This window comes from Geothermobacter hydrogeniphilus (genome assembly GCF_002093115.1).
Classification (GTDB): Bacteria; Desulfobacterota; Desulfuromonadia; order Desulfuromonadales; family Geothermobacteraceae; genus Geothermobacter_A; species Geothermobacter_A hydrogeniphilus.
This window is the reverse complement of record NZ_NAAD01000002.1, coordinates 297581-323916: the sequence shown is the minus strand read 5'-3', so window position 1 is coordinate 323916 and position 26336 is coordinate 297581. Positions and strand designations below refer to the sequence as shown.

Below are 26336 nucleotides of genomic sequence, written 5' to 3'. Positions count from 1 at the left end.
AGAGAAAAGTCGAGCGGGTCGATCTGAAAAGAATGAATCGCTGGGACACGGTCAGTACCTACGCCGAAGATATCAAGGTCGGCAAACTGACGGAAAAGGACTTTCGCTGGCTGACCCGCTGCGTGGACTATGAGGAACGGTACGTGTCGTTCTGATTCCTCTCAAGTGCGGAATCTCGAGGAAATCTTGATATAGTACTCAACATTGAAAAGCTGAACAAAACCCCGACATTTCCGTCGAAGCTTGCTATCCTTGGCACGGGAAGCGCCCCCATCGTATGCCGCACCGACGGCCGGTCACATAGGACATGCGGGGGTAAGCAGGTGGGCCGTCCGCCGCTTATTAGCGCTTCCAGGTCAAGTGTCGTCTTGCTCTTCGCCCCATCTTTTCGTTGACATTCCTCTCGGGAATGTCTCAGGGACGTGCCTGCTTCCTGCTTTCCCCCGCCTGGAAACCTTCCCGGAAGACCCGAGATGCAAATCCGGGGGGAAGGCATCCGAAATGCTTTCCGCCCGTTCCCGATTTGCGCTATGATGGCCGCCGTTTGGGCGCATGACGCGCGATATTCGGATGAGGGGAGAAACCATGAACCTGAACTGTTTCAAAGCCTACGATATCCGCGGGCGATTGCCCGATGAACTGAATGAAGAGATCGCCTGGCGCATCGGCCGCGCCTATGCCGCCTTTCTCAAGCCGCGGACGGTGGTGGTCGGTCGTGATGTCCGCCTTTCCAGCGAGGCGCTGACTGCGGCGTTGAGCCGTGGCCTGACGGAAGGGGGAGCGGACGTGGTCGATATCGGCCTGTGCGGCACCGAGGAGGTCTACTTCGCTACCGACTACGGACGGCATGACGGCGGAATCATGGTGACCGCCAGTCACAACCCGGCCGACTTCAACGGCATGAAGCTGGTGCGTGAAGGGGCCCGGCCGATCAGCGGCGACAGTGGCCTGTCGGCGATTCGCGAGCTGGTGGCCGGCGGTGATTTTCCGGCGGTGGAACGGATCGGCGGGATCAGCGAGGAGAACTATCGCGGGCCCTATATCCGGCACCTGCTCGGCTATCTCGGCGAGGACGGCCTGCGCCGGTTGAAGATCGTCGCCAACCCCGGCAACGGCTGCGCCGGTCCGGTGCTCAAGCTGCTTGAAGCCCAGCTGCCGTTCGAGTTCGTCCCGGTGCATTACGAGCCGGACGGTTCCTTTCCCAACGGCATCCCCAACCCGCTGCTGCCGGAGAACCGCAGTGCCACCGCCGACGCGGTACTCGCCGCCGGGGCCGACTTCGGCGTCGCCTGGGACGGTGACTTTGACCGCTGTTTCCTGTTCGACGAGCGCGGCCGCTTCATCGAGGGTTACTACATCGTCGGCCTGCTGGCCGAGGCGCTGCTCGGTTTCGCGCCGGGGGCGAAAATCATCCATGATCCGCGCCTGACCTGGAACACGGTCGAGGTGGTTGAACGTGCCGGGGGAACGCCGATCATGAGCAAGACCGGTCACGCCTTCATCAAGGAGCGGATGCGGGCCGAAGACGCGTTGTACGGCGGGGAGATGAGTGCCCATCACTATTTTCGTGATTTCGCCTACTGCGACAGCGGCATGATCCCCTGGCTGCTGGTGGCCGGGCTGGTCTGCCGCAGCGGCAAACCGCTCTCGGCACTGGTCGATGAGCGGATCGCCGCCTACCCGTCGAGCGGGGAAATCAACCGCCAGGTCGCCGATCCGGTGGTCGCCATACGGCGGGTTGAAGATCACTACGCCGGGCGGGGGGGAACCGTCGACCGCACCGATGGCCTGTCGATCGATTTTGCCGACTGGCGCTTCAACCTGCGGCCGTCCAACACCGAGCCGGTGCTGCGGCTTAATGTCGAGGCGCGCGGCGACCGGGCGTTGATGGAGAATCGGACGGCGGAAATCCTCGCCTTGCTCGATACCTGAGGGTCTCCGAATCCACCGGCAATTCCGGGTTTCGACTGCCGTTACGGATGAATCTGCTTCGTTGCCTTCACCGATTCGGGACTCAACGCAGCTCGACTACGTTTCCGCCCGAATCGGCTCGGCGCCTTCCATCTCCACTCGTCCCGCCACCCTCTGGCCGCAAAACAGCCGGTGGATCCGGGGAGCGGCGACGTCTTGCAATGGTCGCCCAAATGGGTTAGTTTCCTGAACCAATCGGGATGGCGTCGCAAAATGTCCGCACCCCGTTGTTGTCGCACTTTTTCGAGACCTCGACATACAACATGTATGTCTTCGCCCTCGAAAAACCACGACGCCTAGGAGGCTGTCGGACTATACAGGCTGAAGCGAAAATTCGAGCGTTTGAGCCCAGATTTCGGCTCAATTGCAGCCTCATAGCAGTGGCTATGGGGCAAAATGGAGCTGGGATATGGGCCGAACGCACGGATTTGCAGCCAGTTTATGGATAGTCCGACAGCCCCCTGGGAGGTGCGAAAATTTTGCTTAGCCATCGCAGAGAATTTGCGAAACCATCAATCGGGAAACCCCGTCATATATCTTTATAGAGGTTCAGGACTATGCGTTACAGCCAGTACATGCTCAATACCGTCAAGGAAGTTCCCGCCGACGCGGAGGTTCTCAGCCACCAGCTGATGATCCGTACCGGGATGATCAAGAAGGTCGCCGCCGGGATCTACAGCTACCTGCCCTTCGGTCTGCGCGCTCTGCGCAAGGTTGAGCAGATCGTCCGCGAGGAGATGAACCGCGCCGGCGCCATCGAGGTGCTGATGCCGATGGTGACCCCGGCCGAACTCTGGCAGGAGTCGGGACGCTGGCAACAGTACGGCAAGGAACTGCTGCGGATTAAGGACCGCAAGCAGGCGGACTTCTGCCTCGGACCGACCCATGAAGAGGTGATCACCGACATCGTCCGCCGCGAAATCCGCTCCTACCGCCAGCTGCCGCTCAACCTCTACCAGATCCAGACCAAGTTCCGCGACGAGATCCGTCCCCGCTTCGGGTTGATGCGCGGTCGCGAGTTTATCATGAAGGATGCCTATTCCTTCGATCTCGACGATGCCGGCGCGGATGAGTCCTACCGGAAAATGTACCAGGCCTACCGCAGGATTTTCGAACGCTGCGGATTGAAGTTCCGTGCCGTCGAGGCCGACTCCGGCGCCATCGGCGGCTCCTTCTCCCACGAGTTCATGGTGCTGGCCGAGTCAGGCGAGGACGCCATCGTCTCCTGCGACAGCTGCGAGTACGCCGCCAATGTCGAGAAGGCGGAACTGAAGGCGGCCGGGACGGCCGCGGCCCCCGCCGCGCAACTGGAAAAGGTCCTCACCCCGGCTCGCAGGAGCATCGAGGAGGTGGCCGCCTACCTCAAGCTCGATCCGTGGCAGCTGGTCAAGACCCTGGTTGTCGAAACCGACAGCGGTGAGGTGGTCGCGGTGCTGCTGCGTGGCGACCGCGAGCTGAACACCATCAAGCTCTGCAACCTGCTCGATGCCGACTGGGTCGAGATGGCCTCGGATGAGACCGTTCTCAAGGCGACCGGCGCCCCGACCGGCTTCGCCGGTCCGGTCGGCCTGACGCTGCGCATCCTTGCCGACCTGGAGGTCGAGGCGATGAGCGATTTCGTCGTCGGTGCCAATGAAAAGGACTACCACTATACCGGCGCCAACCACGGACGTGATTTTCAGGTGGAGCGGTTCGCCGATCTGCGCCAGGCGGTCGCCGGGGACGCCTGCCCGCGCTGTGATGGGAAACTGGAGTCCTGGCGCGGGGTCGAGGTCGGACACGTCTTCAAGCTCGGCACCAAGTACTCCGAGAGCATGGCGGCGAAGGTGCTGGATGAACAGGGGCGGGAACGCGCCCTGGTCATGGGCTGTTACGGCATCGGAATCGGCCGCACGGTGGCCGCCTCGATCGAGCAGAACCACGATGAAAACGGCATCATCTGGCCGATGCCGATTGCCCCTTTCCAGGTGCTGATCACGCTGGTCAATCCCAAGGATGAGGCGGTCTGTGAGGCCGGCGAGAAACTCTACCGGGATCTTCTTGAGCAGGGCATCGAGGTGCTGCTTGACGACCGTGACGAACGTCCGGGCAGCAAGTTCAAGGATGCTGACCTGATTGGCATCCCGTTGCGGGTCACGGTCGGTTCGCGAGGCCTGAAGGATGGCAACCTTGAGTTGCAGGTACGTCGCGGCGGTGAGCGCAGCATGGTGCCGCTGGCCGAGGTGGCCTCCCGGGTGGCCGCGATCGTAACCAGGGAACTGGCGTCCTGAGCGGTCGGAAGGAGAGGGGATGAGCCTGACCATCAGCAGCCACGGCCGGATCAACCTGCCTCCGGGCGTGGTGCGCGAATTGCGCAACCAGCCGCTGGAGGCGCGTTCCTTTTCCCGCAATCACCTGCTGCTGACCGCTTCGGGCGAACAGGAGGTCTGCCTGGCGGGAGTGCTCGGTGCCCTGGGCCTTCCTGACCTGCTTTCCTTTTTCAACATGTTTCGCCACACCGGGGTGCTGCGTTTCCGTCTTCAGGGCGGAGAGAAAGCCCTCTATTTTCAGGATGGTGAAATCGTTTTCGCCACCAGTTCCTTCCCCGAAGAGGAGCTCGGCGAGATCCTCTTCGGTCTCGGCAAGGTCGATCGGGAAACTCTCGACAAGGCCCGTCAGTTCGCGTCTTCGCGCCGCACCATCGGTAAGATCCTGGTCGAAAAAAAAGCTGTCACCGCCAAGGACCTCTGGGAAGCGACCCGCAACCAGGTTGAAACGATCGTTTACAATCTGTTTGTCTTCAGCGAGGGGAGCTTTTCTTTTGAGCCTCGTTCATTGGAAAATGAACAGATTGTCCGATTGTCGATGGGGACCCAGAATCTGATCATGGAGGGGCTCAGGCGGATCGATGAACGCGGCCTGTTCATGAACGTGATCGGTTCTCTTGATCTTTTACCGGTTGCTACCGGGGCCGGGGCCGAAGGCCTTTCGCCCGCCGAACAACGACTGCTTGAGCTGATCGAACAGACTCCTGCCGTGGCGGCCGGGGAAGTTCTGCGGCGGAGCGGTCTTGGTGAATTCGACGGGTTGCGGCTGTTGTTCAGCCTGGTTGAGAAAAAGCGGGTCCGCATGGAGTCTGCGCCTGAAGTCGAGGTTGACGGTATCCCGGGAAAAATCCTCAAGATTTACAACAGCGCCCTGGTGGTGATGTATCGCAAGATAACGGATCGCAACCCGCGCTTCGGACAGGAGGTCCGCTACTTTCTGCGTGATCTTCCCCAGCCCTTCTCCTACCTCTTCCGTGATGTCGCCATCTCCGCCGAAGGGGCGGTCGATGGTGGTCGTATCCTCGGCAACCTGGAGGGACTTGAAGAAGGGGACAAACAGAAACTGCTCGCCGACGGGCTCAACGAACTGCTGTTCATGGAATGTCTCGCCGCACGGCGAGATCTGCCGCACGAGGAGTCGGCCGAACTGGTCGCCAGGGTTCAGGAGATCTCACGGCGGGTCAAGGAATTTATCGGGAGGAAAACATGATCGATAAAGCACGTGAAAGACTCATCTTCGCCCTGGACGTCGACAGCCTTGAGGAGGCGCAGCGGTGGGTCGCGTTGCTGCATGACAAGGTCGGTGTCTTCAAGGTCGGCAAGCAGCTTTTCACCCGTTGCGGGCCGCAGGTGGTGCGCATGATCCGTGACGGCGGCGGTGAGGTCTTCCTCGATCTGAAATATCATGACATTCCCAACACCGTGGCGATGGCGGCTCTGGAAGCCTGTCGACTGGGGGTGAAGATGTTCAATGTTCATGCCCTCGGCGGCGCGGACATGATGCGGGCCACGGTCGCCCGGGTTGATGAACAGTATCCCCGCGGTTCGGCCGGGAGACCGCTGCTGCTGGCGGTGACCATCCTCACCTCCAGCACCGACCAGACCCTGCTTGAACTCGGAATCGACCGGCCGGTCACCGAGATGGTGCCGCGCCTGGCGCGCCTGGCCGCCGATGCCGGTTTTGACGGCGTGGTCGCCTCGCCGCGCGAGGTCGAGGCGATCCGGGCGGTGTGCGGTCCCGATTTCGCCATCGTAACCCCCGGCGTGCGTCCCGCCTTTGCCGCGGTGGACGATCAGAAACGGGTTACCACCCCGGCGGACGCCCTCGCCGCCGGCAGTGATTACCTGGTGATCGGCCGCCCGATTTCCGCCGCCGCTGAGCCGCAACTGGCTGCCGGCAAGATCCTGCAGGAGATGGCCGCGGCCCTCGACGCGACGTGAGCGGCGACGATCTCATCTACGGCATCAACCCGGTGCGCGAGGCCCTGCAGGCCGGGCAGCGCGAGCCGCGGCGCCTGATGCTGCGTCAGGGAGTTCTCAATCCACGGCTGGAGGAGATCGCGTCGCTGGCGGCTGACCGCGGCGTTCCCTGCCGCCGATTGACCGCCGAAGAATTTGAACGGCTGTGCGGACCGGCCCGCCATCAGGGGGTCGCCCTCTATCTCGCCCCCTTCGCCTACCTGGATTTCACGGATCTGCTGGCGGCTGTCCGTTCCGGGTCCGAGCCGCCTTTCATCCTGTTGCTTGACAGCATCACCGATCCGCACAATTTCGGTGCCATTCTGCGCAGTGCCGAAGCGGCCGGTTGTCAGGGGGTGGTGGTGGCGCGTGACCGGAGCTGTCCGGTGTCGGCCATTGTCGACAAGACCTCCGCCGGCGCTCTGGAGCATCTGCCCCTCTGCCGGGTGACCAATCTGGCGCGGACGATTGATCAGTTGAAGGACGAAGGGATCTGGGTCTATGCCCTGGCCGGGGAGGCGGGGGCGGATGATCTCTATCGCAGCAACCTCAGCGGCCCGGTGGCGATCGTTGTCGGCAGTGAAGGCAGCGGTGTGCGGCCGAACGTGCGACGGCACTGCGACGGCCTGCTGGCTCTGCCGATGAAGGGACGGGTGAGCAGCCTCAATGCCTCGGTAGCTGCAGCTCTTGCCCTCTACGAGGTGGTTCGCCAGCGGGAGGTCGGGACATAGATCTTTAACAACCTGCCTCGCGCGGCGGTGCAAAGACGCAGAGGTGCAAAGTAATTGTTTACATCCCCTCACCCGGCCCCTGTCCCTTTCGAGGGGGACAGCCCCGCTTCGGGGACAGTCCCCGGGAGCGTCCCCCCTCACTCAGCCGCTGAAGGGCGAGGGATTTTTCGCCAAATCAAGGCGCGATCTGATGAGCGCGGAGACATAGCGGCAGCTATGTCGCACAAGCGAAGAGGAACGCAACGCGGAGTCGGCGTAAAAGCCCCGCCCCCGCCCCCGCCCCCGCCCGCTGCCACGGAGTCGTTCTGCCTGTGTTTGCCACCGCCGTCAAAGGGCGCGGGATTTTGGCTCAGATCAAGGCGCAAGCCGATGAGCGCGGAGTCGTAGCGGCAGCTACGTCGCACAAGCGAAGAGGTTTGCAACGCCGAGGTGGGGCAAAAGCCCCGCCCCCGGAAGGCAAAAAAAATGGGGTGTCCCCAGGAGGGAGAAGGACACCCCGAAGCGTAGTGGTTGTTGCTGTCTATATATGACCAGATTCGTCAGCTATTGTCAAGGGCCGCCGAGGAAAATAAAATCGGTCAGTTTTTCAGCACCTTTTTCCATTCCTTCAGGAGGCCGGGACCAGAACTTTCCGGTTGCCGTGGACCGACCTGTCGGATGAATTTCTGAAAACCAAAAAATTTCATCGAAATCGGCATCTTCGGGTTGACAAGTGATGCTGATTCAACTATAAGTTTCTCCCCGTTGGGCAGGGCAAAGAAGGCGCAAAAAAGTCCTTGCATTTTGCCGGATGCTGTTGTATAAATCGCCCCCTGTGCTGGCGTAGCTCAACTGGTAGAGCAGCTGACTTGTAATCAGCAGGTTGCGGGTTCGATTCCTGTCGCCAGCTCCATCCGGTTGGTCGGGCGTGGGCCCTTGAAAAAGAGAATAAGCTATCCCCTGGAGGGGTTCCCGAGTGGCCAAAGGGAGCAGACTGTAAATCTGCCGTCGAAGACTTCGGAGGTTCGAATCCTCCCCCCTCCACCATTAAATAGAAACTTGCCGGACAAGGTTCGGAAGGCATTCTCCAGGAGGCGATGAGCCGCGGGCACTGGAGGTGTAGCTGGACGGCGTCCACCGAGCTGCAGACATAGATCGCGGATTTCAGAGTTTGGGCGGGAGTAGCTCAGTTGGCTAGAGCATCAGCCTTCCAAGCTGAGGGTCGCGGGTTCGAGTCCCGTTTCCCGCTCCAAAACTTTATCAAGAAGTCTCCGCACGACGACTGAAGAGATAAGCCCACATAGCTCAGATGGTAGAGCACACCCTTGGTAAGGGTGAGGTCATCGGTTCAATTCCGATTGTGGGCTCCATTTCTTCATGTTGTCCTGGGGAGGTTTTGCTGTTTCTGCAAGGCCAGCTTCGACGGTTCCGGTTTGTTCCGGAATCGCAACCCAACGTCAGGAAAACAGGATTATTCGAAACCAGGGAGGTCGACGCAATGTCCAAGGAAAAGTTTGAAAGAACAAAGCCCCATGTCAACATCGGCACCATCGGCCACGTTGACCATGGCAAAACCACGCTGACTGCCGCTATCACCAAGGTTCTCGCCGAAGCCGGCGGCGCCGAGGCGATGGCCTTTGACCAGATCGACAACGCTCCCGAAGAGCGTGAGCGCGGCATCACCATTGCCACCGCCCATGTCGAATATGAGACCGAGACCCGGCATTACGCTCATGTTGACTGCCCGGGTCATGCCGACTACGTCAAGAACATGATCACCGGTGCTGCCCAGATGGACGGCGCGATCCTGGTCGTGTCCGCCGCCGACGGTCCGATGCCGCAGACCCGTGAGCACATCCTGCTCGCCCGTCAGGTCGGTGTCCCGGCGATGGTTGTCTTCCTCAACAAGGCCGACATGGTTGATGACGAGGAACTGATGGAGCTGGTCGAGCTTGAAGTTCGCGAGCTGCTCTCCAGCTACGACTTCCCCGGCGACGATATTCCGATTGTGGCCGGCAGTGCTCTGGCCGCCCTCGAAGGTCGTGACGACGCCATTGGTAAAGACAAGGTTCTTGAGCTGATGGCCCAGGTCGACAGCTACATTCCGACCCCCGAGCGTGACATCGACAAGCCTTTCCTGATGCCGGTCGAGGATGTTTTCTCGATTTCCGGTCGCGGCACCGTGGCGACCGGTCGTGTCGAGCGCGGGATTGTCAAGGTCGGCGAGGAGATCGAGATCGTCGGCATGAAGGAGACCAGCAAGACCGTCGTGACCGGTGTCGAGATGTTCCGCAAGCTGCTCGATCAGGGGCAGGCCGGCGACAACATCGGTGTTCTGCTGCGCGGCGTGAAGCGCGAGGAGATCGAGCGCGGTCAGGTTCTGGCGAAGCCGGGCAGCATCACCCCGCACACCAGGTTCAAGGCCGAGGCCTATATTCTGACCAAGGAAGAGGGTGGTCGTCACACCCCGTTCTTCAAGGGCTATCGTCCGCAGTTCTACTTCCGTACCACCGACGTGACCGGGATCTGTACTCTCCCCGAGGGGACCGAGATGGTCATGCCTGGCGACAACGTGGCGATGGAGATCAATCTGATCACCCCGATCGCCATGGACAAGGAACTGCGTTTCGCCATCCGCGAAGGCGGCCGCACCGTCGGTGCCGGCGTCGTCAGCGAAGTTATCGAGTAATTTAAGGGCATACAGGCCCCCTCCCGCGCGGGAGGGGGCTGAGGAATTTTTATCATGCGGGATATTGTTACTCTCGCTTGCACCGAGTGCAAGCAGCGAAATTATACGACCACCAAGAACAAGAAGACCACGCCGGACCGGCTTGAGTTCAACAAATACTGCCGGTTCTGTCGCAAGCATACACCGCACAAGGAAACCAAGTAGTCGGTGATTATCCGGTCGTTCATGGTTTCGGCCGCAGTCCGCTGTGGCTTTTTGTCTGCAGGCCAGTAGCACAATTGGCTAGTGCACCGGTCTCCAAAACCGGGGGTTGGGGGTTCGAGTCCCTCCTGGCCTGCCACTTTAATAACCCTCTCCAGGATTGGAGAAGCGCATAGTGATTGGCAAAACGAACGAGTTTCTCGGCAACGTCAAGAGTGAACTGAAAAAAGTTACCTGGCCCACCCGCAAGGAGACCTACAGTTCGACCATTGTGGTGGTTGTGCTGGTCATGATTGTTGCGGTTTTTCTCTGGGTGGTCGATTCGGCCTTGTCCACCGCAGTTCGCATGCTGCTTAATTAGATAGGTGGAGGGGAGGTTCCGATGACGATGAAATGGTATGGGGTTCACACTTACTCCGGTTATGAAAACAAGGTTAAGGCCAATCTGGAAGAGCGGATTCGGCAGTTGGGCGCCGAGGAGGAGTTCGGTGAAATCCTGATTCCGTCCGAGACCGTGGTGGAGCTGAAGAAGGGTGAACGCAAGACTTCTACGCGTAAGTTCTTTCCCGGTTACATCCTGGTGCAGATGGAATTGACCAACGAAACCTGGCACGTTGTCAAGGACACCCCCAAGGTGACCGGTTTTGTCGGCGGTGGTACCAACCCGCCCGCGATCCCGGACGAAGAGGTTGCCAAGATCGCAAGTCGGATGGAGGAAGGTGTCGACCATCCCAAGCCGAAGGTTGAATTTGAAGTCGGCGAGACGGTGCGTGTCATTGATGGCCCGTTTCTCAATTTCACCGGCGTGGTTGAAGATGTCAAGCCGGAGCGGGCGAAGCTCAAAGTCATGGTCAGTATTTTCGGTCGGGTGACCCCGGTCGAACTTGAATTTATACAGGTCGAAAAAACCAGCTGACGCTGGTCGCGATAGTTTTCACTCAAGGAGTCTCTCATGGCCAAGAAGGTTATTGGACAGATTAAGCTGCAGATCCCTGCCGGACAGGCAAACCCCTCGCCTCCGGTCGGCCCGGCGCTCGGTCAGCACGGTGTCAACATCATGGAGTTCTGCAAGGCGTTCAATGCCAAGACCCAGAGCGAAGCCGGCATGATCATTCCGGTGATTATCACCGTCTATGCCGACCGCTCGTTTTCCTTTATCACCAAGACTCCGCCGGCGGCGGTACTGCTGCTTAAGGCGGCCAAGCTGCAGAAGGGCTCCGGAGTTCCGAACAAGGAAAAGTGTGGCAAGGTTACGCGTGATCAGGTGCGGGAAATCGCCCAGATCAAGATGCCCGATCTTAACGCTTTTGACATTGAGGCAGCGATGCGAACCGTGGAAGGTACCGCGCGCAGCATGGGTCTCGAGGTTGAAGGGTAACATTCCGTTCCAGTTGGAGATTGAACCATGGCGGTAGGAAAAAAACATACTGAAGCCAAGGGCAAGGTCGATCGTGAATCGACCTACGCGCTTGATGAAGCGCTGGCGCTGCTCAAGGAAACTGCGCATGCCAAATTTGATGAGACCGTAGATATGGCGGTTCGGCTCGGAGTTGATCCGCGCAAGGCTGACCAGATGGTTCGCGGTGCGGTGGTGCTTCCCAACGGGCTCGGCAAGACGGTTCGTGTTGTTGTCTTCGCCAAGGGCGAGAAAGCCCAGGAGGCAACCGCTGCCGGGGCCGATTTTGTCGGCGGCGAGGACCTTGTCGAGAAGATCAAGGAGGGCTGGTTCGATTTCGATACCGCTATCGCGACGCCTGACATGATGGGAACGGTCGGCAAGATCGGCCGTCTGCTCGGACCGCGTGGTCTGATGCCGAATCCCAAGGTCGGCACTGTGACTTTTGAAGTTACCAGGGCGGTTGAAGAGGCCAAGTCGGGCAAGGTTGAATACCGTGTCGAGAAAGCCGGTATCATTCATGCCCCGGTGGGCAAGGTATCCTTCGATGTTGAGAAGCTGCAGGGCAATGTTCTCGCTCTGATGGATGCTCTGATCAAGGCTAAACCGAGCACTGCCAAGGGGACGTACCTGAAGAAGGTCAGTCTCTCAAGCACCATGGGGCCCGGCATCAATCTCGATGTCCCCGCCCTGCAGGCTCTGGTCAAATAAGAAAGACGAAGGATTCAAGGCCTTCAACCTGACCTGTTGGTCAGTTCAGACATAGCTTTCAGCACCCGGTCAAAGACAGCAGGTACGCATGCGCGTTTAATGGCACTCGCCACCTGCCGAGGCCGAGGACGGAAGGACGACCTCTGAATCGTCTCTCCCGCGCCTCAGACTGGGTCCCGGACCCACGAGGCATCCGGAAATACCGAAGAAAGGAGGAGAGACGTTGAATCGAAATACGAAACAGGAAGTTGTCGCCGAATTGAACGGCAAGCTGTCAGCCGCGACCGCTACATTTGTGGCCGATTACCGTGGGCTGACTGTCGAAGAAGTCAATGATCTGCGTGGCAAGCTTCGTGAAGCTGGTGTTGAGTACAAAGTGGTCAAGAACACTCTGCTCAAGCTTGCCATCAAGGATACTGACAATGCCTGCCTTGAGGAATTCCTGAACGGCCCGACGGCACTTGCCATCGCCGGTGATGACCCGGTGGCCCCGGCCAAGGTTCTCAGTGATTTTGCCAAGGCCAACGGCAAATTCGAACTCAAGGGTGGATCCCTCGAAGGCAAGGCGCTCGACCTGGACGCCATCAAGGCACTGTCCGATCTGCCCAGCCGCGAAGTTCTGCTGGCCAAGATGCTTGGGTCGATCAATGCGCCGGTCAGCAACTTCGTTGGTGTACTGGCCGCCGTTCCGCGGTCCCTGGTTCAGGTTCTTGCCGCCGTGCAGGAAAAGAAAGCCGCCTGAACAGGGATTTGAAACAAAAATTTAAACACTTTCTATTTATACGGAGAATTGAATCATGGCTGAAGTTACCAAAGAACAGGTTATTGAGTTCATCGAAAACATGTCGGTGTTGGAACTGTCCGAACTGGTCAAGGAACTGGAAGACAAGTTCGGCGTGTCCGCCGCCGCTCCGGTTGCTGTGGCCGCCGGTCCCGTCGCCGGTGGTGAAGCTGCCGCGGCCGAAGAGAAAGACGAGTTCGATGTTGTTCTGACCGCTGTCGGCGACAAGAAGATCAATGTCATCAAGGTGGTTCGCGCCATCACCGGCCTGGGTCTGAAAGAAGCCAAGGAAATGGTTGACGGTGCTCCGAACACCATCAAGGAAGCGGCCAGCAAGGATGAGGCCGAAGATATCAAGAAGCAGCTGGAAGAAGCTGGCGCTTCGGTGGAACTCAAATAGTTCCCGATCCATACATTATGTGTCAAGCCAAGGTCGCCTCGCGGCCTTGGCTATTCTTACTTTCATATGCCCGGGCTGTTTCCCGCCGCCGTCAGCGGCCCTGGCGAGGGGTTGTTCCGGGCAATCGCCCCGAACAAGTAAAGTCTTGATTCCAAAGGGGTTCTGCGGACGCCCGGCCGGCGTTACGTGGACACATCAAAGGAGAACCCATGGCTTATTCGATTGCGAATAACCAGTTGCTGAGGAAGCACTTCGCCGATATCAAGAAAATTATTGATATCCCCAACCTCATCGACATTCAGAAAAACTCCTATAAACGTTTTCTGCAGTCTGACCTGCCCGCGTCGGCGCGTCAGTGCATCGGGCTGGAAGCGGTTTTTCGTTCGGTTTTTCCGATCCGCGATTTCAGTGAGACCAGTTCCCTGGAATACGTCTCCTATTCCCTCGGTACACCGAAGTACGATGTGGAAGAATGTCATCAGCGCGGTATGACTTTCGCCGCTCCGGTCAAGGTTCGGGTGCGCCTGGTTTCCTGGGATGTCGACAAGGAATCGGGGGTTCAGTCGATTCGTGACATCAAGGAGCAGGAAGTCTATTTCGGTGAAATCCCGCTGATGACCGAAAACGGCACCTTTATTATCAACGGGACTGAAAGAGTCATCGTCAGCCAGTTGCATCGTTCCCCCGGGGTCTTTTTCGACCATGACAAGGGGAAAACCCACTCCTCCGGGAAAATCCTGTTCAGTGCTCGGGTGATCCCCTACCGGGGATCCTGGCTCGACTTTGACTTTGACCATAAAGATATCCTTTACGTGCGCATCGACCGGCGGCGCAAGCTGCCCGCCACGGTGCTGCTCAAGGCCCTCGGCTACAGCACCGAGGAGCTGCTCAACTATTATTACGATACCGAACAGATCAGCTTCAGCGACGGGCAGTTCAGGAAAACCGTCAACCTTGAGCTGTTGGCCGGCCAGCGGGCCGAAAACGATGTCTGCAACAGCAAGGGTGAAGTCCTGGTCAAGGCCGGCCGCAAGTTCACCAAGGCGGCGCTGCGTAAAATCGAAGAGGCCAAGGTCGATTCGATCGTTGTGGCCGAGGAGTCCCTGGTTGGCCGGATCGCTTCCACCGACGTGGTGGACACCGCCACCGGTGAGGTGGTCATCGAGTGCAACGAAGAGGTTACCGAAGCCAAGCTGGAAGAGATCAAGCAGCGTGGCATCGAGCAGTTCAACCTGCTGTTCATTGATAACCTCTATGTCGGTCCTTACCTGCGCGATACTCTGCTGCTCGACAAGGTTGCCAACGAGGAAGAGGCGATTATCGAGATCTACCGCCGCCTGCGACCGGGAGATCCGCCGACCCTGCGCAGTGCCACCGCGCTCTTCGAGGGTCTGTTCTTCAATCCCGATCGGTACGATCTCTCCGCCGTCGGCCGCCTGAAATTGAATTACAAGCTCGGGCTGGAGACTCCGCTGGAGCACAGCACGCTGACGAAGGAAGATATCCTTGAGGTGGTGCGCTACCTTGTTGACCTGCGCAACGGCAAGGGTTCCATCGATGACATCGACCATCTCGGCAACCGTCGCGTTCGCGCTGTCGGAGAACTGCTGGAGAATCAGTACCGCGTCGGCCTGGTGCGCATGGAGCGTGCCATCAAGGAGCGCATGAGCCTGCAGGAAGCCGACAGCCTGATGCCGCACGACCTGGTTAATTCCAAGCCGGTCTCGGCGGTGGTCAAGGAGTTCTTCGGCTCTTCCCAGCTTTCCCAGTTCATGGACCAGACCAATCCCCTTTCCGAGATCACTCACAAGCGTCGCCTGTCGGCGCTTGGCCCGGGTGGTCTGACCCGTGAACGGGCGGGATTCGAGGTTCGTGACGTACACCCGACCCATTACGGGCGGGTCTGTCCGATCGAGACCCCGGAGGGTCCGAATATCGGCCTGATCGCTTCTCTCTCGACCTATGCCCGGATCAACGAGCACGGTTTTGTCGAGACCCCGTACCGGATTGTCAAGGACGGCAAGGTGACCGCCGAGATCAAGTACTTTTCAGCGCTTGAAGAAGAGGGCCACGCCATTGCCCAGGCCAACGCGCCGCTCGACGAGAAGGGCCGGTTCGTCAACGAACTGGTCAATGCCCGGCAGAGTGGTGAGTTCATGCTGATGAGCCGCGACGACATCCAGTTGATGGATGTCTCGCCGAAACAGCTGGTTTCGGTCGCCGCGGCGCTGATCCCGTTCCTGGAAAATGACGACGCCAACCGTGCCCTGATGGGGTCGAACATGCAGCGTCAGGCGGTTCCTCTGCTGCGTGCCGACGCGCCGCTGGTCGGTACCGGCATGGAGCGGGTTGTCGCCCACGATTCGGGTGCCGCGGTGGTGGCGCGTCACGATGGTATTGTCGAGGCGGTTGACGCCGACCGGATCGTGGTCAAGATCGATGAAGGTGAGGTTGACGAGACCGGCACCGGTGTCGATATCTACAACATGATCAAGTTCATCCGTTCCAATCAGAACACCTGCCTCAATCAGAAGCCGATCGTTGAAGTGGGCGATCATGTCAAGCGGGGCGAGATTATCGCCGACGGTCCGTCGACTCAGTACGGGGAGCTGGCCCTCGGCCAGAACGTATTGGTCGCTTTCATGCCCTGGCATGGTTACAACTTCGAGGATTCGATCCTGATCAGCGAAAAGCTGGTCAAGGAGGATCGCTATACCTCGATCCATGTCGAGGAGTTCGAGTGTGTTGCCCGCGACACCAAGCTCGGCAAGGAAGAGATTACCGACGACATTCCCAACCTCGGTGAAGATGCTCTGGCCGACCTCGATGAATCCGGTATTATCCGCATCGGTGCCGAGGTCAAGCCTGGCGATATCATGGTCGGCAAGATCACTCCGAAGGGCGAAACTCAGCTTTCCCCGGAAGAAAAACTGCTGCGCGCCATTTTCGGCGAAAAAGCCGGTGATGTTCGTGACACCTCGCTGCGGGTGCCTCCGGGAGTTGAAGGTGTGGTGATCGGGGCGCGGGTTTTCTCGCGCAAAGGGTCCGACAAGGATGCCCGCACCGAGCTGATCGAGAATGCCGAAATCGAAAAACTTCTCAAGGACCAGGATGATGAGATCCGCATCATCCGGGAATCGGCCCGCGGTAAGCTTGAACAACTGCTGGTCGGCCAGACCTCGGCGGTTACTGTTAACGATGTGACCGGCAAGGTGGTCATCAGCAAGGGCAAAAAGCTTACGGCCGAAGCTCTTGACAAGGTTCCCTTCAGCCAGTGGCAGGAGATCAGCCTTGCCAAGGCCGACGAGGTTGAGGAAAAGGTTGCCACTCTGTTCGCCCGTCTTTCCGAGCGGGAAGAGCTGATCCGCGGTGTGTTCAGCGACAAGATCGAGAAGCTCAAGCGTGGTGATGATCTGCCACCGGGCGTGATCAAGATGGTCAAGGTCTATATCGCCATCAAGCGCAAGCTTTCGGTCGGTGACAAGATGGCCGGCCGTCACGGCAACAAGGGTGTCCTTTCCCGCATCCTGCCGGAAGAAGATATGCCCTATATGGCTGACGGAACACCGGTCGAGATTGTCCTCAATCCCCTCGGCGTGCCGTCGCGTATGAACGTCGGGCAGATTCTGGAGACCCATCTTGGTCTCGCTGCTCGCGGCCTGGGGCAGCAGATTCAGCAGATGATGGAAACCAGGTTCAGCACTGCGGCGATGAAGAAGCAGATCAAGTCGTGTTATGGCAACAAGGAACTGAATTCCTTCATCGATGGGCTTTCCGACTCTGAAACCCGCAGCCTTGCCCGCCGGCTCTCATCCGGTGTGCCGATGGCGACGCCGGTTTTCGAAGGTGTCAACGAGGAGCAGATGAAGGCGCAGATGGAGAAGGCCGGGGTTCCCACCAGCGGCCAGATGACCCTTTACGACGGCAAGACCGGCGAGCCCTTCAAGGAGCAGGTCACCGTGGGCATCATGTACATGCTCAAGCTGCACCATCTGGTTGATGACAAGATCCATGCCCGCTCCATCGGTCCCTACAGCCTCGTTACCCAGCAACCGCTCGGCGGCAAGGCGCAGTTCGGCGGTCAGCGTCTCGGGGAGATGGAAGTCTGGGCGATGGAAGCCTACGGCGCGGCTCACGCGCTGCAGGAATTCCTCACCGTCAAATCGGATGATGTTGCCGGTCGGACCCGGATGTACGAGGCGATCGTCAAAGGCAAGCACACCCTGGAGGCCGGCCTGCCCGAGTCCTTCAACGTGCTGGTCAAGGAATTGCAGTCGCTCTGTCTCGATGTGGAGCTGCTGGAAGAGGACGACGCGTAAAAAAGCTGCCATCCACTAAGGAGGATGTGTTTTGGAAGATATTTTCAGTCTGTTTGAGCGGCCGAAAGATCCGTTGAACTTCAACGCCATCCGTCTCTCGGTTTCCTCTCCCGAGGCGATCCGCGAGCGTTCCTTCGGCGAGGTCAAAAAGCCGGAGACGATCAACTACCGGACGTTCAAGCCTGAGCGTGATGGCTTGTTCTGCGCCAAGATTTTCGGTCCGACCAAGGACTACGAGTGTAATTGCGGGAAGTACAAGCGCATGAAGCACCGCGGCATCGTCTGCGAAAAGTGCGGCGTCGAGGTTATTCCCAGCAAGGTGCGTCGTGAGCGGCTCGGGCATATCGACCTGGCCTGCCCGGTGGCGCATATCTGGTTTCTCAAGTCGCTTCCGAGCCGCATATCGACCCTCCTCGACCTGACCCTGAAAGAGGTTGAGCGGGTTCTCTATTTCGAGGCTTATATTGTCCTGGACGCCGGTGATACCGCGCTGACAGTTGGCCAGTTGCTGACCGAGGACAAGTACCGCGAGGCGATGGACGAGTTCGCCGGCCAGTTTACCGCCGGCATGGGCGCCGAGGCCATCCGTGAACTGCTGATGGCCATCGACCTCGAGGAACTCGGGACCACCCTGCGGCTGGAGATGAAGGAAGCCGCCAGCGAAGCGAAACGGAAAAAGACCGCCAAGCGACTCAAGGTGGTCGACGCTTTTCGTGACAGCGGCAACCGTCCCGAGTGGATGATTCTCGAGACCATCCCGGTGCTGCCGCCGGAGTTGCGCCCGCTGGTTCCTCTTGACGGCGGCCGTTTCGCCACCTCGGATCTGAACGACCTCTATCGTCGGGTGATCAACCGCAACAATCGTCTCAAGCGGTTGATGGAACTGCGTGCACCTGATGTCATCATCCGTAACGAAAAACGGATGCTGCAGGAGGCGGTCGATGCCCTGTTTGACAACGGTCGACGCGGGCGGGCGATTACCGGTCCCAACAAGCGTCCGCTGAAATCTCTCTCCGATATGCTCAAGGGCAAGGGCGGACGCTTCCGTCAGAACTTGCTCGGCAAGCGTGTCGATTATTCCGGTCGTTCGGTTATTGTTGTCGGCCCCGAGTTGAAGCTGCACCAGTGCGGGCTGCCGAAGAAGATGGCTCTCGAACTGTTCAAGCCGTTCATCTACAACCGGCTCGAAGAACGCGGCTTCTGCACCACCATCAAGAGTGCCAAGAAAATGGTGGAGAAGGAAAAGCCGGAGGTGTGGGATGTTCTCGAAGAGGTCATCAAGGAACATCCGGTGATGCTCAACCGCGCCCCGACCCTGCACCGTCTCGGCATCCAGGCCTTTGAACCGGTGTTGATCGAGGGCAAGGCGATCCAGTTGCATCCGCTGGTCTGTACCGCCTTCAACGCCGACTTCGACGGCGACCAGATGGCGGTCCACCTGCCGCTTTCGATCGAGAGCCAGATCGAGGCCCGGGTGCTGATGATGTCGACCAACAATATCCTCTCTCCGGCGCACGGCAAGCCGATCATCGTTCCGTCGCAGGATATGATCCTCGGCCTCTACTACATGACGCGTGAGCGGGCTTTCGTGCCGGGGGAAGGGCAGATCTTCGCCGATGAGGATGAGGTGCGCCGTGCCTATGACGCCGGGGAAGCCGATCTGCAGGCGAAGATCAAGGTCCGGTTGTCTCCCGCGGTCGGGCAGCCGCCGGAACTGGTCGAAACCACGGTCGGTCGCGTCCTGCTGCATGAGGTGCTACCCGCGTCGATTCCCTTCAGTTACATCAATAAGGTGATGGGGAAGAAAAATGTTGCCGAGCTGATCGATGCCTCCTTCCGGCTCGCCGGCAACAAGGACACGGTCATTCTTGCCGACCGTCTCAAGGCAACCGGCTACCGTTTTTCGACCCTGGCGGGGATTTCCATCTGTCTCGATGACATGGTTATTCCGGAGAACAAGCAGGATTATATCGATGCCGCTGTCAAGGAGGTCACCGAGATCCAGAAGCAGTACACCGAGGGTTTGATCACCGATGGCGAGCGTTACAACAAGGTCATCGATATCTGGGCCAAGTGTACCGAGGATATTGCCGAAATCATGCTCGGCAACCTTTCCATAGATGAGGTCGAAGACCCCCGTACCGGGGAGAAACGAACCATCCCCTCGCTGAACGCCATCCACATGATGGCCGACTCCGGCGCCCGGGGCAGTGCCCAGCAGATTCGTCAGCTGGCCGGTATGCGCGGTCTGATGGCCAAGCCGGACGGCTCGATTATCGAGACTCCGATCACCGCCAACTTCCGTGAGGGCCTGACAGTTCTGCAGTACTTCATCTCGACTCACGGAGCCCGCAAGGGCCTGGCCGACACCGCGCTGAAGACCGCCAACTCCGGTTACCTGACCCGGCGCCTGGTTGATGTTGCCCAGGACGCCATCGTCACTGAACAGGACTGTGGTACCCTTAACGGCATCGAGGTTTCATCGTTGACCGAGGGTGGAGAAGTGATCGAACGGCTCGGTGACCGGATTCTTGGCAGGACGTCGCTTGAAGATGTTCTCGACCCGGTGACGGATGAAGTTCTGGTCGAGGCCGACCAGGAGTTCACCGAGGAGCAGGTGGCCAAAATCGAGAATGCCGGAATCGAGAAGCTGAGTATCCGCTCGGTGCTGACCTGCCAGAGCAAGCGTGGTATCTGCGCCCTCTGCTATGGCCGGGACCTGGCGCGTGGTCACCTCGTCAACCTCGGTGAGGCGGTCGGCGTCATCGCCGCCCAGTCCATCGGTGAACCGGGTACCCAGTTGACCATGCGGACCTTCCATATTGGCGGTACCGCGGCCAAAAAGGCCGAGCAGACCTCGCTGGAGGCCCGTTTCGATGGAACTCTGAAATACATCAATCTCAACACCGTCGTGAACCGTGAGGGCCACCACGTGGTCATGAACCGTAACGGTGAAATTGCGGTTGTTGATGAAACCGGGCGTGAACGTGAGCGTTACGGGGTCGTCTATGGTGCCCATCTGCCGATCGGACCCGACGGCGAGGTCAAGCCCGGGGCGTTGCTGGCGGAGTGGGATCCCTACACCATGCCGATCCTTACCGAGATTTCCGGACATGTTCGTTTCGGGGACATCATCGAGGGTGTCACCATGGAGGAACAGCTCGACGAGGTGACCGGACTGGCGCGTAAAGTTATTGTTGAAAGCAAGAATATTGACAAGCGTCCGCGGATCACTCTCAAGGGTGAGGACGGTAAAACTGCCAAGTTGCCCAATGGCCAGCCGGCGCGTTACATGCTTCCTGTCGGGGCCAATATTATCGCTCCCGAAGGTATCGAGGTCGGCGCCGGCGAGATCCTCGCCAAGATCCCGCGGGAAACCACCAAGACCAAGGATATCACCGGTGGTCTGCCCCGGGTTGCCGAATTGTTCGAGGCTCGTAAACCGAAGGAATACGCCGTTATTTCCGAGATCGATGGTGTTGTTTCCTTCGGCAAGGACTCCAAGGGCAAGCGCAAGGTGGTCGTCACGCCTGAACTGGGAGAAAGCAAGGAATACCTGATCGCCAAGGGCAAGCACATCTCGGTTCATGAGGGTGACTTCGTCAAGGCCGGTGAGGCGCTGATGGACGGTTCCTCCAACCCTCACGACATTCTCCAGGTCCTCGGCGAGGAAGAGCTTTCCAAGTATCTGGTTGATGAGGTGCAGGAGGTTTACCGCCTGCAGGGGGTCGGGATCAACGACAAGCATATCGAGGTTATCGTCCGCCAGATGCTGCGTCGTATCAAGATCAAGGAGGTCGGCGACACCGGCTTCCTGGTTGATGACCAGGTGGAACGCTGGCGGTTCGAAGAAGAGAACGAGCGGGTTCTGGCCGCCGGCGGCCAGCCGGCCGTGGGTGAACCGTTGATGCTCGGTATCACCAAGGCTTCGTTGTCGACCGAATCCTTTATTTCAGCCGCCTCCTTCCAGGAAACCACCAAGGTGCTGACCCAGGCCGCTATCGAGGGCAAGGTGGATCATTTGCGCGGGCTCAAGGAGAACGTCATCATGGGACGGCTGATTCCGGCCGGAACCGGGGTTATGAAGTATCGCAGCGCCAAGTTGCTGATCGAGGAGCCGGAAGAGTTCATGGAGGAGCCGGAAGTGATCGACGAGGAGGCCGATGAGGCCCCTGAAAGGGTCGTAGAAGGACCCTCTGAAACTGTAAATTAGCCCTTTTCCCGGTACCATCGGAAAAAGGAAGAACAGTCCAAAAAGTCCTTGACAAGAGGGAAGCCGATTGATAGATTCAGCGGGTTTTCCCCCGAAGGAGCCGTACGCTCTTTTGCAAGGAAGCTTACTGTAGAAAACGGGAGTCTTTGAATGCCGACGATCAATCAATTGATCCGTAAGGGACGTAAGAAGAAAATCAACAAATCGACCGCGCCTGCACTGCAGTGCTGTCCGCAGCGGCGCGGTGTCTGCACGCGCGTTTATACGACGACGCCGAAGAAGCCGAACTCGGCTTTGCGCAAGGTGGCGCGTGTGCGGCTGACCAACGGCATCGTGGTGACCTCCTATATTCCCGGGGTCGGCCATAATCTGCAGGAGCATTCCGTGGTGTTGATTCGCGGCGGCCGTGTCAAGGACTTGCCGGGTGTTCGTTATCACATCGTGCGTGGTGCTCTTGATCTGGCCGGTGTGCAGGATCGCCGCCAGGGACGTTCCAAGTACGGCGCCAAGCGCCCGAAATAAGATAGGTTTTGAGAGGTCGTTATGCCTAGAAGAAGAGAAGTTCCGAAGCGCGTTATTCTGCCCGATCCGAAGTATCATGATCGGACGTTGGCCAAGTTCGTCAACAGCATCATGCTTGACGGCAAGAAGAGTACCGCTGAGGGAATCGTCTACGGAGCTTTTGATCTGATTGCCGAGCGTACCGGGGATGACCCGCTTGAGGTCTTCAAGAAGGCGCTTGAAAATGTTCGTCCGGTGTTGGAGGTCAAGTCCCGTCGTGTCGGCGGCTCGACCTATCAGGTGCCGGTGGAGGTTCGTTCCGATCGTCGCAATGCTCTTGCCATGCGCTGGCTGATCAACTATTCGCGGCAGCGTGGTGAGAAGACCATGCGTGAGCGGTTGGCTGGAGAGCTTCTGGATGCTGCCGGAAATCGCGGCAATTCGGTCAAGAAGCGTGAGGATACCCATCGGATGGCCGAGGCCAACAAGGCCTTCGCCCATTATCGCTGGTAGTTATATATTTTCGGGTCGGAATGTGCGGTCCGACTGAGGCTTGAAAGACGTGGCACGTAAAGTAGCACTTGAAAAGACGCGTAATATCGGCATTATGGCTCACATTGATGCCGGCAAGACGACGACCACTGAGCGGATTCTCTATTATACGGGGGTCTCTCACAAGATCGGCGAGGTCCATGATGGCGCCGCTACCATGGACTGGATGGAGCAGGAGCAGGAGCGTGGTATCACCATTACTTCCGCCGCGACGACCTGTTTCTGGAATGATCATCGGGTCAATATCATTGACACTCCTGGCCATGTCGATTTTACGATTGAGGTTGAGCGCTCTCTGAAGGTGCTTGATGGCTCGATCGCGGTCTTCTGCTCGGTTGGCGGTGTTGAGCCCCAGTCTGAGACCGTCTGGCGGCAGGCCGACAAATATGGTGTTCCGCGGATCGCTTTCATTAATAAAATGGATCGCATTGGTGCCGATTTTCAGCGCGGCATCGACATGATGCGTGATCGGCTTGGTGCCAATCCGGTGCCGATTCAGTTGCCGATCGGCCGGGAAGATCAATTTCGCGGCGTCATCGACCTGGTGCAGATGAGGGCGATTGTCTGGGATGACGAGTCGATGGGGGCCAACTACGAAGTGATCGACATTCCTGGTGACCTGAGGGATGAGGCCGAGGCGGCACGTGAGGCGATGATTGAGGAAATCAGCTCTCAGGATGAGGAGCTGATGGAGAAATATCTTGCCGGTGAAGAGTTGACGATCGACGAGGTTAAGGCCGGCATCCGCAAGGCGACAATCGGTCTGCATATCAACCCGGTTCTCTGCGGGTCCGCCTTCAAGAATAAGGGTGTTCAGACACTGCTTGATGCTGTGGTTGATTACATGCCGTCGCCGCTTGACGTTCCCGCCATCAAGGGCATCAACCCGGATAATGGTGAAGAGCTGACCCGGCCTGCTGATGATAATGGGCCCTTCTCGGCTCTGGCGTTCAAAATTATGACCGACCCGTTTGTCGGGCAGCTGACCTTTTTCAGGGTTTACTCCGGGGTCGCCGAGTCCGGTGCTTCGGTGCTGAATTCGACCAAGCAGAAGAAGGAACGCTTTGGGCGGCTGCTGAAAATGCACGCCAACAAGCGGGAAGAGATCAAACAGGTTTACTCGGGTGATATTGCCGCGGCGGTCGGGCTGAAAACGACGACTACCGGCGATACGCTCTGTGATGACAAACAGCCCTGTCTCCTGGAGGCGATGGAGTTTCCGGAGCCGGTCATTCATATCGCTGTTGAGCCGAAGACCAAGGGTGATCAGGAGAAGCTTGGAACCGCACTGCAGAAGTTGCTGCAGGAGGATCCTTCGCTGCAATGTCATACTGACGATGAGACCGGTCAGACCATTCTTTCCGGAATGGGTGAGCTGCACCTTGAGATCATCATTGATCGTCTCAAGCGTGAGTTCAAGGTTGAGGCCAATGTCGGCGCGCCCCAGGTTGCCTACCGTGAAACCATTACCAAAACGGTTGAAGTGCAGGGCAAGTTCGTGCGTCAGTCGGGTGGTCGTGGGCAGTATGGCGATTGTCATCTGCGTCTTGAGCCGCTGGAGCCGGGTGGCGGTTTTGAGTTTGTCGATCAGATCAAGGGCGGGGTTATTCCGCGAGAGTACATCCCTGCGGTCGGCAAGGGTTGCGAAGAGGCCAGTCAGAATGGCCCCGTTGCCGGATATCCGATGGTCGATGTCAAGGTGACCTGCTTTGATGGTTCCTATCATGATGTCGACTCCTCGGAAATGGCTTTCAAGATTGCCGGTTCCATGGGTTTTAAAGAGGGTGCCAAAAAGGCCGGGCCGGTTCTGCTTGAACCGATGATGGCGGTCGAAGTCGTGGTTCCTGAAGAATATATGGGCGATGTCATGGGCGATTTGAGCAGTCGGCGCGGCAAGGTTATGGGAATGGACAGCCGTGGTGGAGCTCAGGTGGTGAATGCCCATGTGCCGCTGGCAAATATGTTCGGTTATGCGACCGATCTGCGCAGCTCGACTCAGGGCCGTGCGACCTACACCATGGTTTTCGATCATTACGAGCAGGTACCGAACTCGATTGCTGAAGAGATCGTTGCCAAGGCTAACGGATAAAGGATCAGGGAGGACGACCCCATGTCCAAGGAAAAGTTTGAAAGAACAAAGCCCCATGTCAACATTGGCACCATCGGCCACGTTGACCATGGCAAAACCACGCTGACTGCCGCTATCACCAAGGTTCTCGCCGAAGCCGGCGGCGCCGAGGCGATGGCCTTTGACCAGATCGACAACGCTCCCGAAGAGCGTGAGCGCGGCATCACCATTGCCACCGCCCATGTCGAATATGAGACCGAGACCCGGCATTACGCTCATGTTGACTGCCCGGGTCATGCCGACTACGTCAAGAACATGATCACCGGTGCTGCCCAGATGGACGGCGCGATCCTGGTCGTGTCCGCCGCCGACGGTCCGATGCCGCAGACCCGTGAGCACATCCTGCTCGCCCGTCAGGTCGGTGTCCCGGCGATGGTTGTCTTCCTCAACAAGGCCGACATGGTTGATGACGAGGAGTTGATGGAACTGGTCGAGCTTGAAGTTCGCGAGCTGCTCTCCAGCTACGACTTCCCCGGCGACGATATTCCGATTGTGGCCGGCAGTGCTCTGGCCGCCCTCGAAGGTCGTGACGACGCCATTGGTAAAGACAAGGTTCTTGAGCTGATGGCCCAGGTCGACAGCTACATTCCGACCCCCGAGCGTGACATCGACAAGCCTTTCCTGATGCCGGTCGAGGATGTTTTCTCGATTTCCGGTCGCGGCACCGTGGCGACCGGTCGTGTCGAGCGCGGGATTGTCAAGGTCGGCGAGGAGATCGAGATCGTCGGCATGAAGGAGACCAGCAAGACCGTCGTGACCGGCGTCGAGATGTTCCGCAAACTGCTCGATCAGGGGCAGGCCGGCGACAACATCGGTGTTCTGCTGCGCGGCGTGAAGCGCGAGGAGATCGAGCGCGGTCAGGTTCTGGCGAAGCCGGGCAGCATCACCCCGCACACCAGGTTCAAGGCCGAGGCCTATATTCTGACCAAGGAAGAGGGTGGTCGTCACACCCCGTTCTTCAAGGGCTATCGTCCGCAGTTCTACTTCCGTACCACCGACGTGACCGGGATCTGTACTCTCCCCGAGGGGACCGAGATGGTCATGCCTGGCGACAACGTGGCGATGGAGATCAATCTGATCACCCCGATCGCCATGGACAAGGAACTGCGTTTCGCCATCCGCGAAGGCGGCCGCACCGTCGGTGCCGGCGTCGTCAGCGAAGTTATCGAGTAATCAGGGAGCAGTTTCATGCAGAGCCAGAAAATAAGAATTCGTTTGAAGGCGTACGATCACAAACTGCTCGATCAGTCCGTTACCGAGATCGTCGATACCGCGAAGCGGACCGGCGCTCGGATTGCCGGGCCGGTGCCGTTGCCGACCGTGATCAACAAGTACTGTGTTCTTCGCGGGCCGCATGTCGACAAAAAGAGTCGTGAACAGTTCGAGATGCGTACCCACAAGCGGTTGCTTGACATCGTTGAGCCGACCCAGCAGACGGTCGACGCGCTGATGAAGCTTGACCTGTCAGCGGGTGTCGATGTCGAGATCAAGCTGTAATC

The 26336-nt window shown here is 58.7% G+C and carries 20 protein-coding genes and 5 tRNA genes; all 25 read left to right on the top strand.

What is annotated here, in order from left to right:
* The first annotated feature begins 585 nt into the window (after nucleotides 1-585).
* Nucleotides 586-1932, top strand: a complete 1347-nt coding sequence (locus B5V00_RS03480; RefSeq protein WP_085009356.1) for a phosphohexomutase domain-containing protein — start codon at nucleotides 586-588, stop codon at nucleotides 1930-1932.
* Nucleotides 1933-2528: 596 nt separating this feature from the next.
* Entirely contained in the window at nucleotides 2529-4241 is a 1713-nt protein-coding gene (locus B5V00_RS03470) for a proline--tRNA ligase (RefSeq protein ID WP_085009354.1), read from the top strand.
* Nucleotides 4242-4260: 19 nt separating this feature from the next.
* Complete coding sequence (locus tag B5V00_RS03465; protein ID WP_085009353.1) at nucleotides 4261-5487, top strand: DUF4388 domain-containing protein; 1227 nt, start codon at nucleotides 4261-4263, stop codon at nucleotides 5485-5487.
* On the top strand, nucleotides 5484-6218 hold the full coding sequence (pyrF, locus tag B5V00_RS03460; protein ID WP_085009352.1) for an orotidine-5'-phosphate decarboxylase: 735 nt from the start codon (nucleotides 5484-5486) through the stop codon (nucleotides 6216-6218). The genes B5V00_RS03465 and pyrF overlap by 4 nt, the downstream gene beginning before the upstream one ends.
* Nucleotides 6215-6967, top strand: coding sequence for a 23S rRNA (guanosine(2251)-2'-O)-methyltransferase RlmB (rlmB, locus tag B5V00_RS03455; RefSeq protein ID WP_085009351.1), 753 nt, complete (start codon nucleotides 6215-6217; stop codon nucleotides 6965-6967). The genes pyrF and rlmB overlap by 4 nt, the downstream gene beginning before the upstream one ends.
* 816 nt (nucleotides 6968-7783) lie before the next feature.
* Nucleotides 7784-7859 (top strand) — tRNA-Thr (locus B5V00_RS03445).
* 49 nt (nucleotides 7860-7908) lie between these two features.
* Nucleotides 7909-7993 (top strand) — tRNA-Tyr (locus B5V00_RS03440).
* 128 nt (nucleotides 7994-8121) lie between these two features.
* Nucleotides 8122-8198: transfer RNA gene (locus B5V00_RS03435), tRNA-Gly, on the top strand.
* Nucleotides 8199-8240: 42 nt separating this feature from the next.
* Nucleotides 8241-8316: transfer RNA gene (locus tag B5V00_RS03430), tRNA-Thr, on the top strand.
* Nucleotides 8317-8444: 128 nt separating this feature from the next.
* Nucleotides 8445-9635 (top strand): elongation factor Tu, encoded by a 1191-nt coding sequence (gene tuf / locus B5V00_RS03425; RefSeq protein WP_085009337.1) that lies wholly within the window; start codon nucleotides 8445-8447, stop codon nucleotides 9633-9635.
* A 54-nt stretch (nucleotides 9636-9689) separates the two neighbouring features.
* Entirely contained in the window at nucleotides 9690-9839 is a 150-nt protein-coding gene (gene rpmG / locus B5V00_RS03420; RefSeq protein ID WP_085009349.1) for a 50S ribosomal protein L33, read from the top strand.
* Between the two features lie 59 nt (nucleotides 9840-9898).
* Nucleotides 9899-9975, top strand: a tRNA-Trp gene (locus tag B5V00_RS03415).
* A 36-nt stretch (nucleotides 9976-10011) separates the two neighbouring features.
* On the top strand, nucleotides 10012-10197 hold the full coding sequence (secE, locus tag B5V00_RS03410; RefSeq protein WP_085009348.1) for a preprotein translocase subunit SecE: 186 nt from the start codon (nucleotides 10012-10014) through the stop codon (nucleotides 10195-10197).
* A gap of 21 nt (nucleotides 10198-10218) precedes the next feature.
* Nucleotides 10219-10752, top strand: a complete 534-nt coding sequence (gene nusG, locus B5V00_RS03405; protein WP_085009347.1) for a transcription termination/antitermination protein NusG — start codon at nucleotides 10219-10221, stop codon at nucleotides 10750-10752.
* A 36-nt stretch (nucleotides 10753-10788) separates the two neighbouring features.
* Nucleotides 10789-11214 (top strand): 50S ribosomal protein L11, encoded by a 426-nt coding sequence (rplK, locus tag B5V00_RS03400; RefSeq protein WP_085009346.1) that lies wholly within the window; start codon nucleotides 10789-10791, stop codon nucleotides 11212-11214.
* Between the two features lie 27 nt (nucleotides 11215-11241).
* On the top strand, nucleotides 11242-11943 hold the full coding sequence (rplA, locus tag B5V00_RS03395; protein ID WP_085009345.1) for a 50S ribosomal protein L1: 702 nt from the start codon (nucleotides 11242-11244) through the stop codon (nucleotides 11941-11943).
* Nucleotides 11944-12166: 223 nt separating this feature from the next.
* Nucleotides 12167-12685: a 50S ribosomal protein L10 gene (gene rplJ, locus B5V00_RS03390; RefSeq protein ID WP_085009344.1), complete on the top strand. Its 519-nt coding sequence runs from the start codon at nucleotides 12167-12169 to the stop codon at nucleotides 12683-12685.
* A gap of 55 nt (nucleotides 12686-12740) precedes the next feature.
* Nucleotides 12741-13124 (top strand): 50S ribosomal protein L7/L12, encoded by a 384-nt coding sequence (gene rplL / locus B5V00_RS03385; protein ID WP_085009343.1) that lies wholly within the window; start codon nucleotides 12741-12743, stop codon nucleotides 13122-13124.
* A 209-nt stretch (nucleotides 13125-13333) separates the two neighbouring features.
* Nucleotides 13334-17443, top strand: coding sequence for a DNA-directed RNA polymerase subunit beta (gene rpoB, locus B5V00_RS03380; RefSeq protein ID WP_085009342.1), 4110 nt, complete (start codon nucleotides 13334-13336; stop codon nucleotides 17441-17443).
* A gap of 31 nt (nucleotides 17444-17474) precedes the next feature.
* Nucleotides 17475-21656 (top strand): DNA-directed RNA polymerase subunit beta', encoded by a 4182-nt coding sequence (rpoC, locus tag B5V00_RS03375; protein WP_085009341.1) that lies wholly within the window; start codon nucleotides 17475-17477, stop codon nucleotides 21654-21656.
* Between the two features lie 150 nt (nucleotides 21657-21806).
* Entirely contained in the window at nucleotides 21807-22178 is a 372-nt protein-coding gene (rpsL, locus tag B5V00_RS03370) for a 30S ribosomal protein S12 (protein ID WP_085009340.1), read from the top strand.
* Nucleotides 22179-22199: 21 nt separating this feature from the next.
* Entirely contained in the window at nucleotides 22200-22670 is a 471-nt protein-coding gene (rpsG, locus tag B5V00_RS03365) for a 30S ribosomal protein S7 (RefSeq protein ID WP_085009339.1), read from the top strand.
* A 49-nt stretch (nucleotides 22671-22719) separates the two neighbouring features.
* On the top strand, nucleotides 22720-24798 hold the full coding sequence (gene fusA / locus B5V00_RS03360; protein ID WP_085009338.1) for an elongation factor G: 2079 nt from the start codon (nucleotides 22720-22722) through the stop codon (nucleotides 24796-24798).
* Between the two features lie 21 nt (nucleotides 24799-24819).
* A complete protein-coding gene (tuf, locus tag B5V00_RS03355) occupies nucleotides 24820-26010 on the top strand; it encodes an elongation factor Tu (protein ID WP_085009337.1) in 1191 nt (396 codons plus the stop codon).
* Between the two features lie 15 nt (nucleotides 26011-26025).
* Nucleotides 26026-26334 carry a 30S ribosomal protein S10 gene (gene rpsJ / locus B5V00_RS03350; RefSeq protein WP_085009336.1) on the top strand — a complete coding sequence of 103 codons (309 nt, stop codon included), beginning with the start codon at nucleotides 26026-26028 and terminating at the stop codon, nucleotides 26332-26334.
* The last annotated feature ends 2 nt before the right edge of the window (nucleotides 26335-26336 follow it).

What these genes read in the sequence shown, in the direction of transcription:
- B5V00_RS03480 (WP_085009356.1), top strand. Translation starts at nt 586, where the DNA reads ATGAACCTGAACTGTTTCAAAGCCTACGATATCCGCGGGCGATTGCCC.
- B5V00_RS03470 (WP_085009354.1), top strand. Translation starts at nt 2,529, where the DNA reads ATGCGTTACAGCCAGTACATGCTCAATACCGTCAAGGAAGTTCCCGCC.
- B5V00_RS03465 (WP_085009353.1), top strand. Translation starts at nt 4,261, where the DNA reads ATGAGCCTGACCATCAGCAGCCACGGCCGGATCAACCTGCCTCCGGGC.
- pyrF (WP_085009352.1), top strand. Translation starts at nt 5,484, where the DNA reads ATGATCGATAAAGCACGTGAAAGACTCATCTTCGCCCTGGACGTCGAC.
- tuf (WP_085009337.1), top strand. Translation starts at nt 8,445, where the DNA reads ATGTCCAAGGAAAAGTTTGAAAGAACAAAGCCCCATGTCAACATCGGC.
- rpmG (WP_085009349.1), top strand. Translation starts at nt 9,690, where the DNA reads ATGCGGGATATTGTTACTCTCGCTTGCACCGAGTGCAAGCAGCGAAAT.
- nusG (WP_085009347.1), top strand. Translation starts at nt 10,219, where the DNA reads ATGACGATGAAATGGTATGGGGTTCACACTTACTCCGGTTATGAAAAC.
- rplK (WP_085009346.1), top strand. Translation starts at nt 10,789, where the DNA reads ATGGCCAAGAAGGTTATTGGACAGATTAAGCTGCAGATCCCTGCCGGA.
- rplA (WP_085009345.1), top strand. Translation starts at nt 11,242, where the DNA reads ATGGCGGTAGGAAAAAAACATACTGAAGCCAAGGGCAAGGTCGATCGT.
- rplL (WP_085009343.1), top strand. Translation starts at nt 12,741, where the DNA reads ATGGCTGAAGTTACCAAAGAACAGGTTATTGAGTTCATCGAAAACATG.
- rpoB (WP_085009342.1), top strand. Translation starts at nt 13,334, where the DNA reads ATGGCTTATTCGATTGCGAATAACCAGTTGCTGAGGAAGCACTTCGCC.
- rpsL (WP_085009340.1), top strand. Translation starts at nt 21,807, where the DNA reads ATGCCGACGATCAATCAATTGATCCGTAAGGGACGTAAGAAGAAAATC.
- rpsG (WP_085009339.1), top strand. Translation starts at nt 22,200, where the DNA reads ATGCCTAGAAGAAGAGAAGTTCCGAAGCGCGTTATTCTGCCCGATCCG.
- tuf (WP_085009337.1), top strand. Translation starts at nt 24,820, where the DNA reads ATGTCCAAGGAAAAGTTTGAAAGAACAAAGCCCCATGTCAACATTGGC.
- rpsJ (WP_085009336.1), top strand. Translation starts at nt 26,026, where the DNA reads ATGCAGAGCCAGAAAATAAGAATTCGTTTGAAGGCGTACGATCACAAA.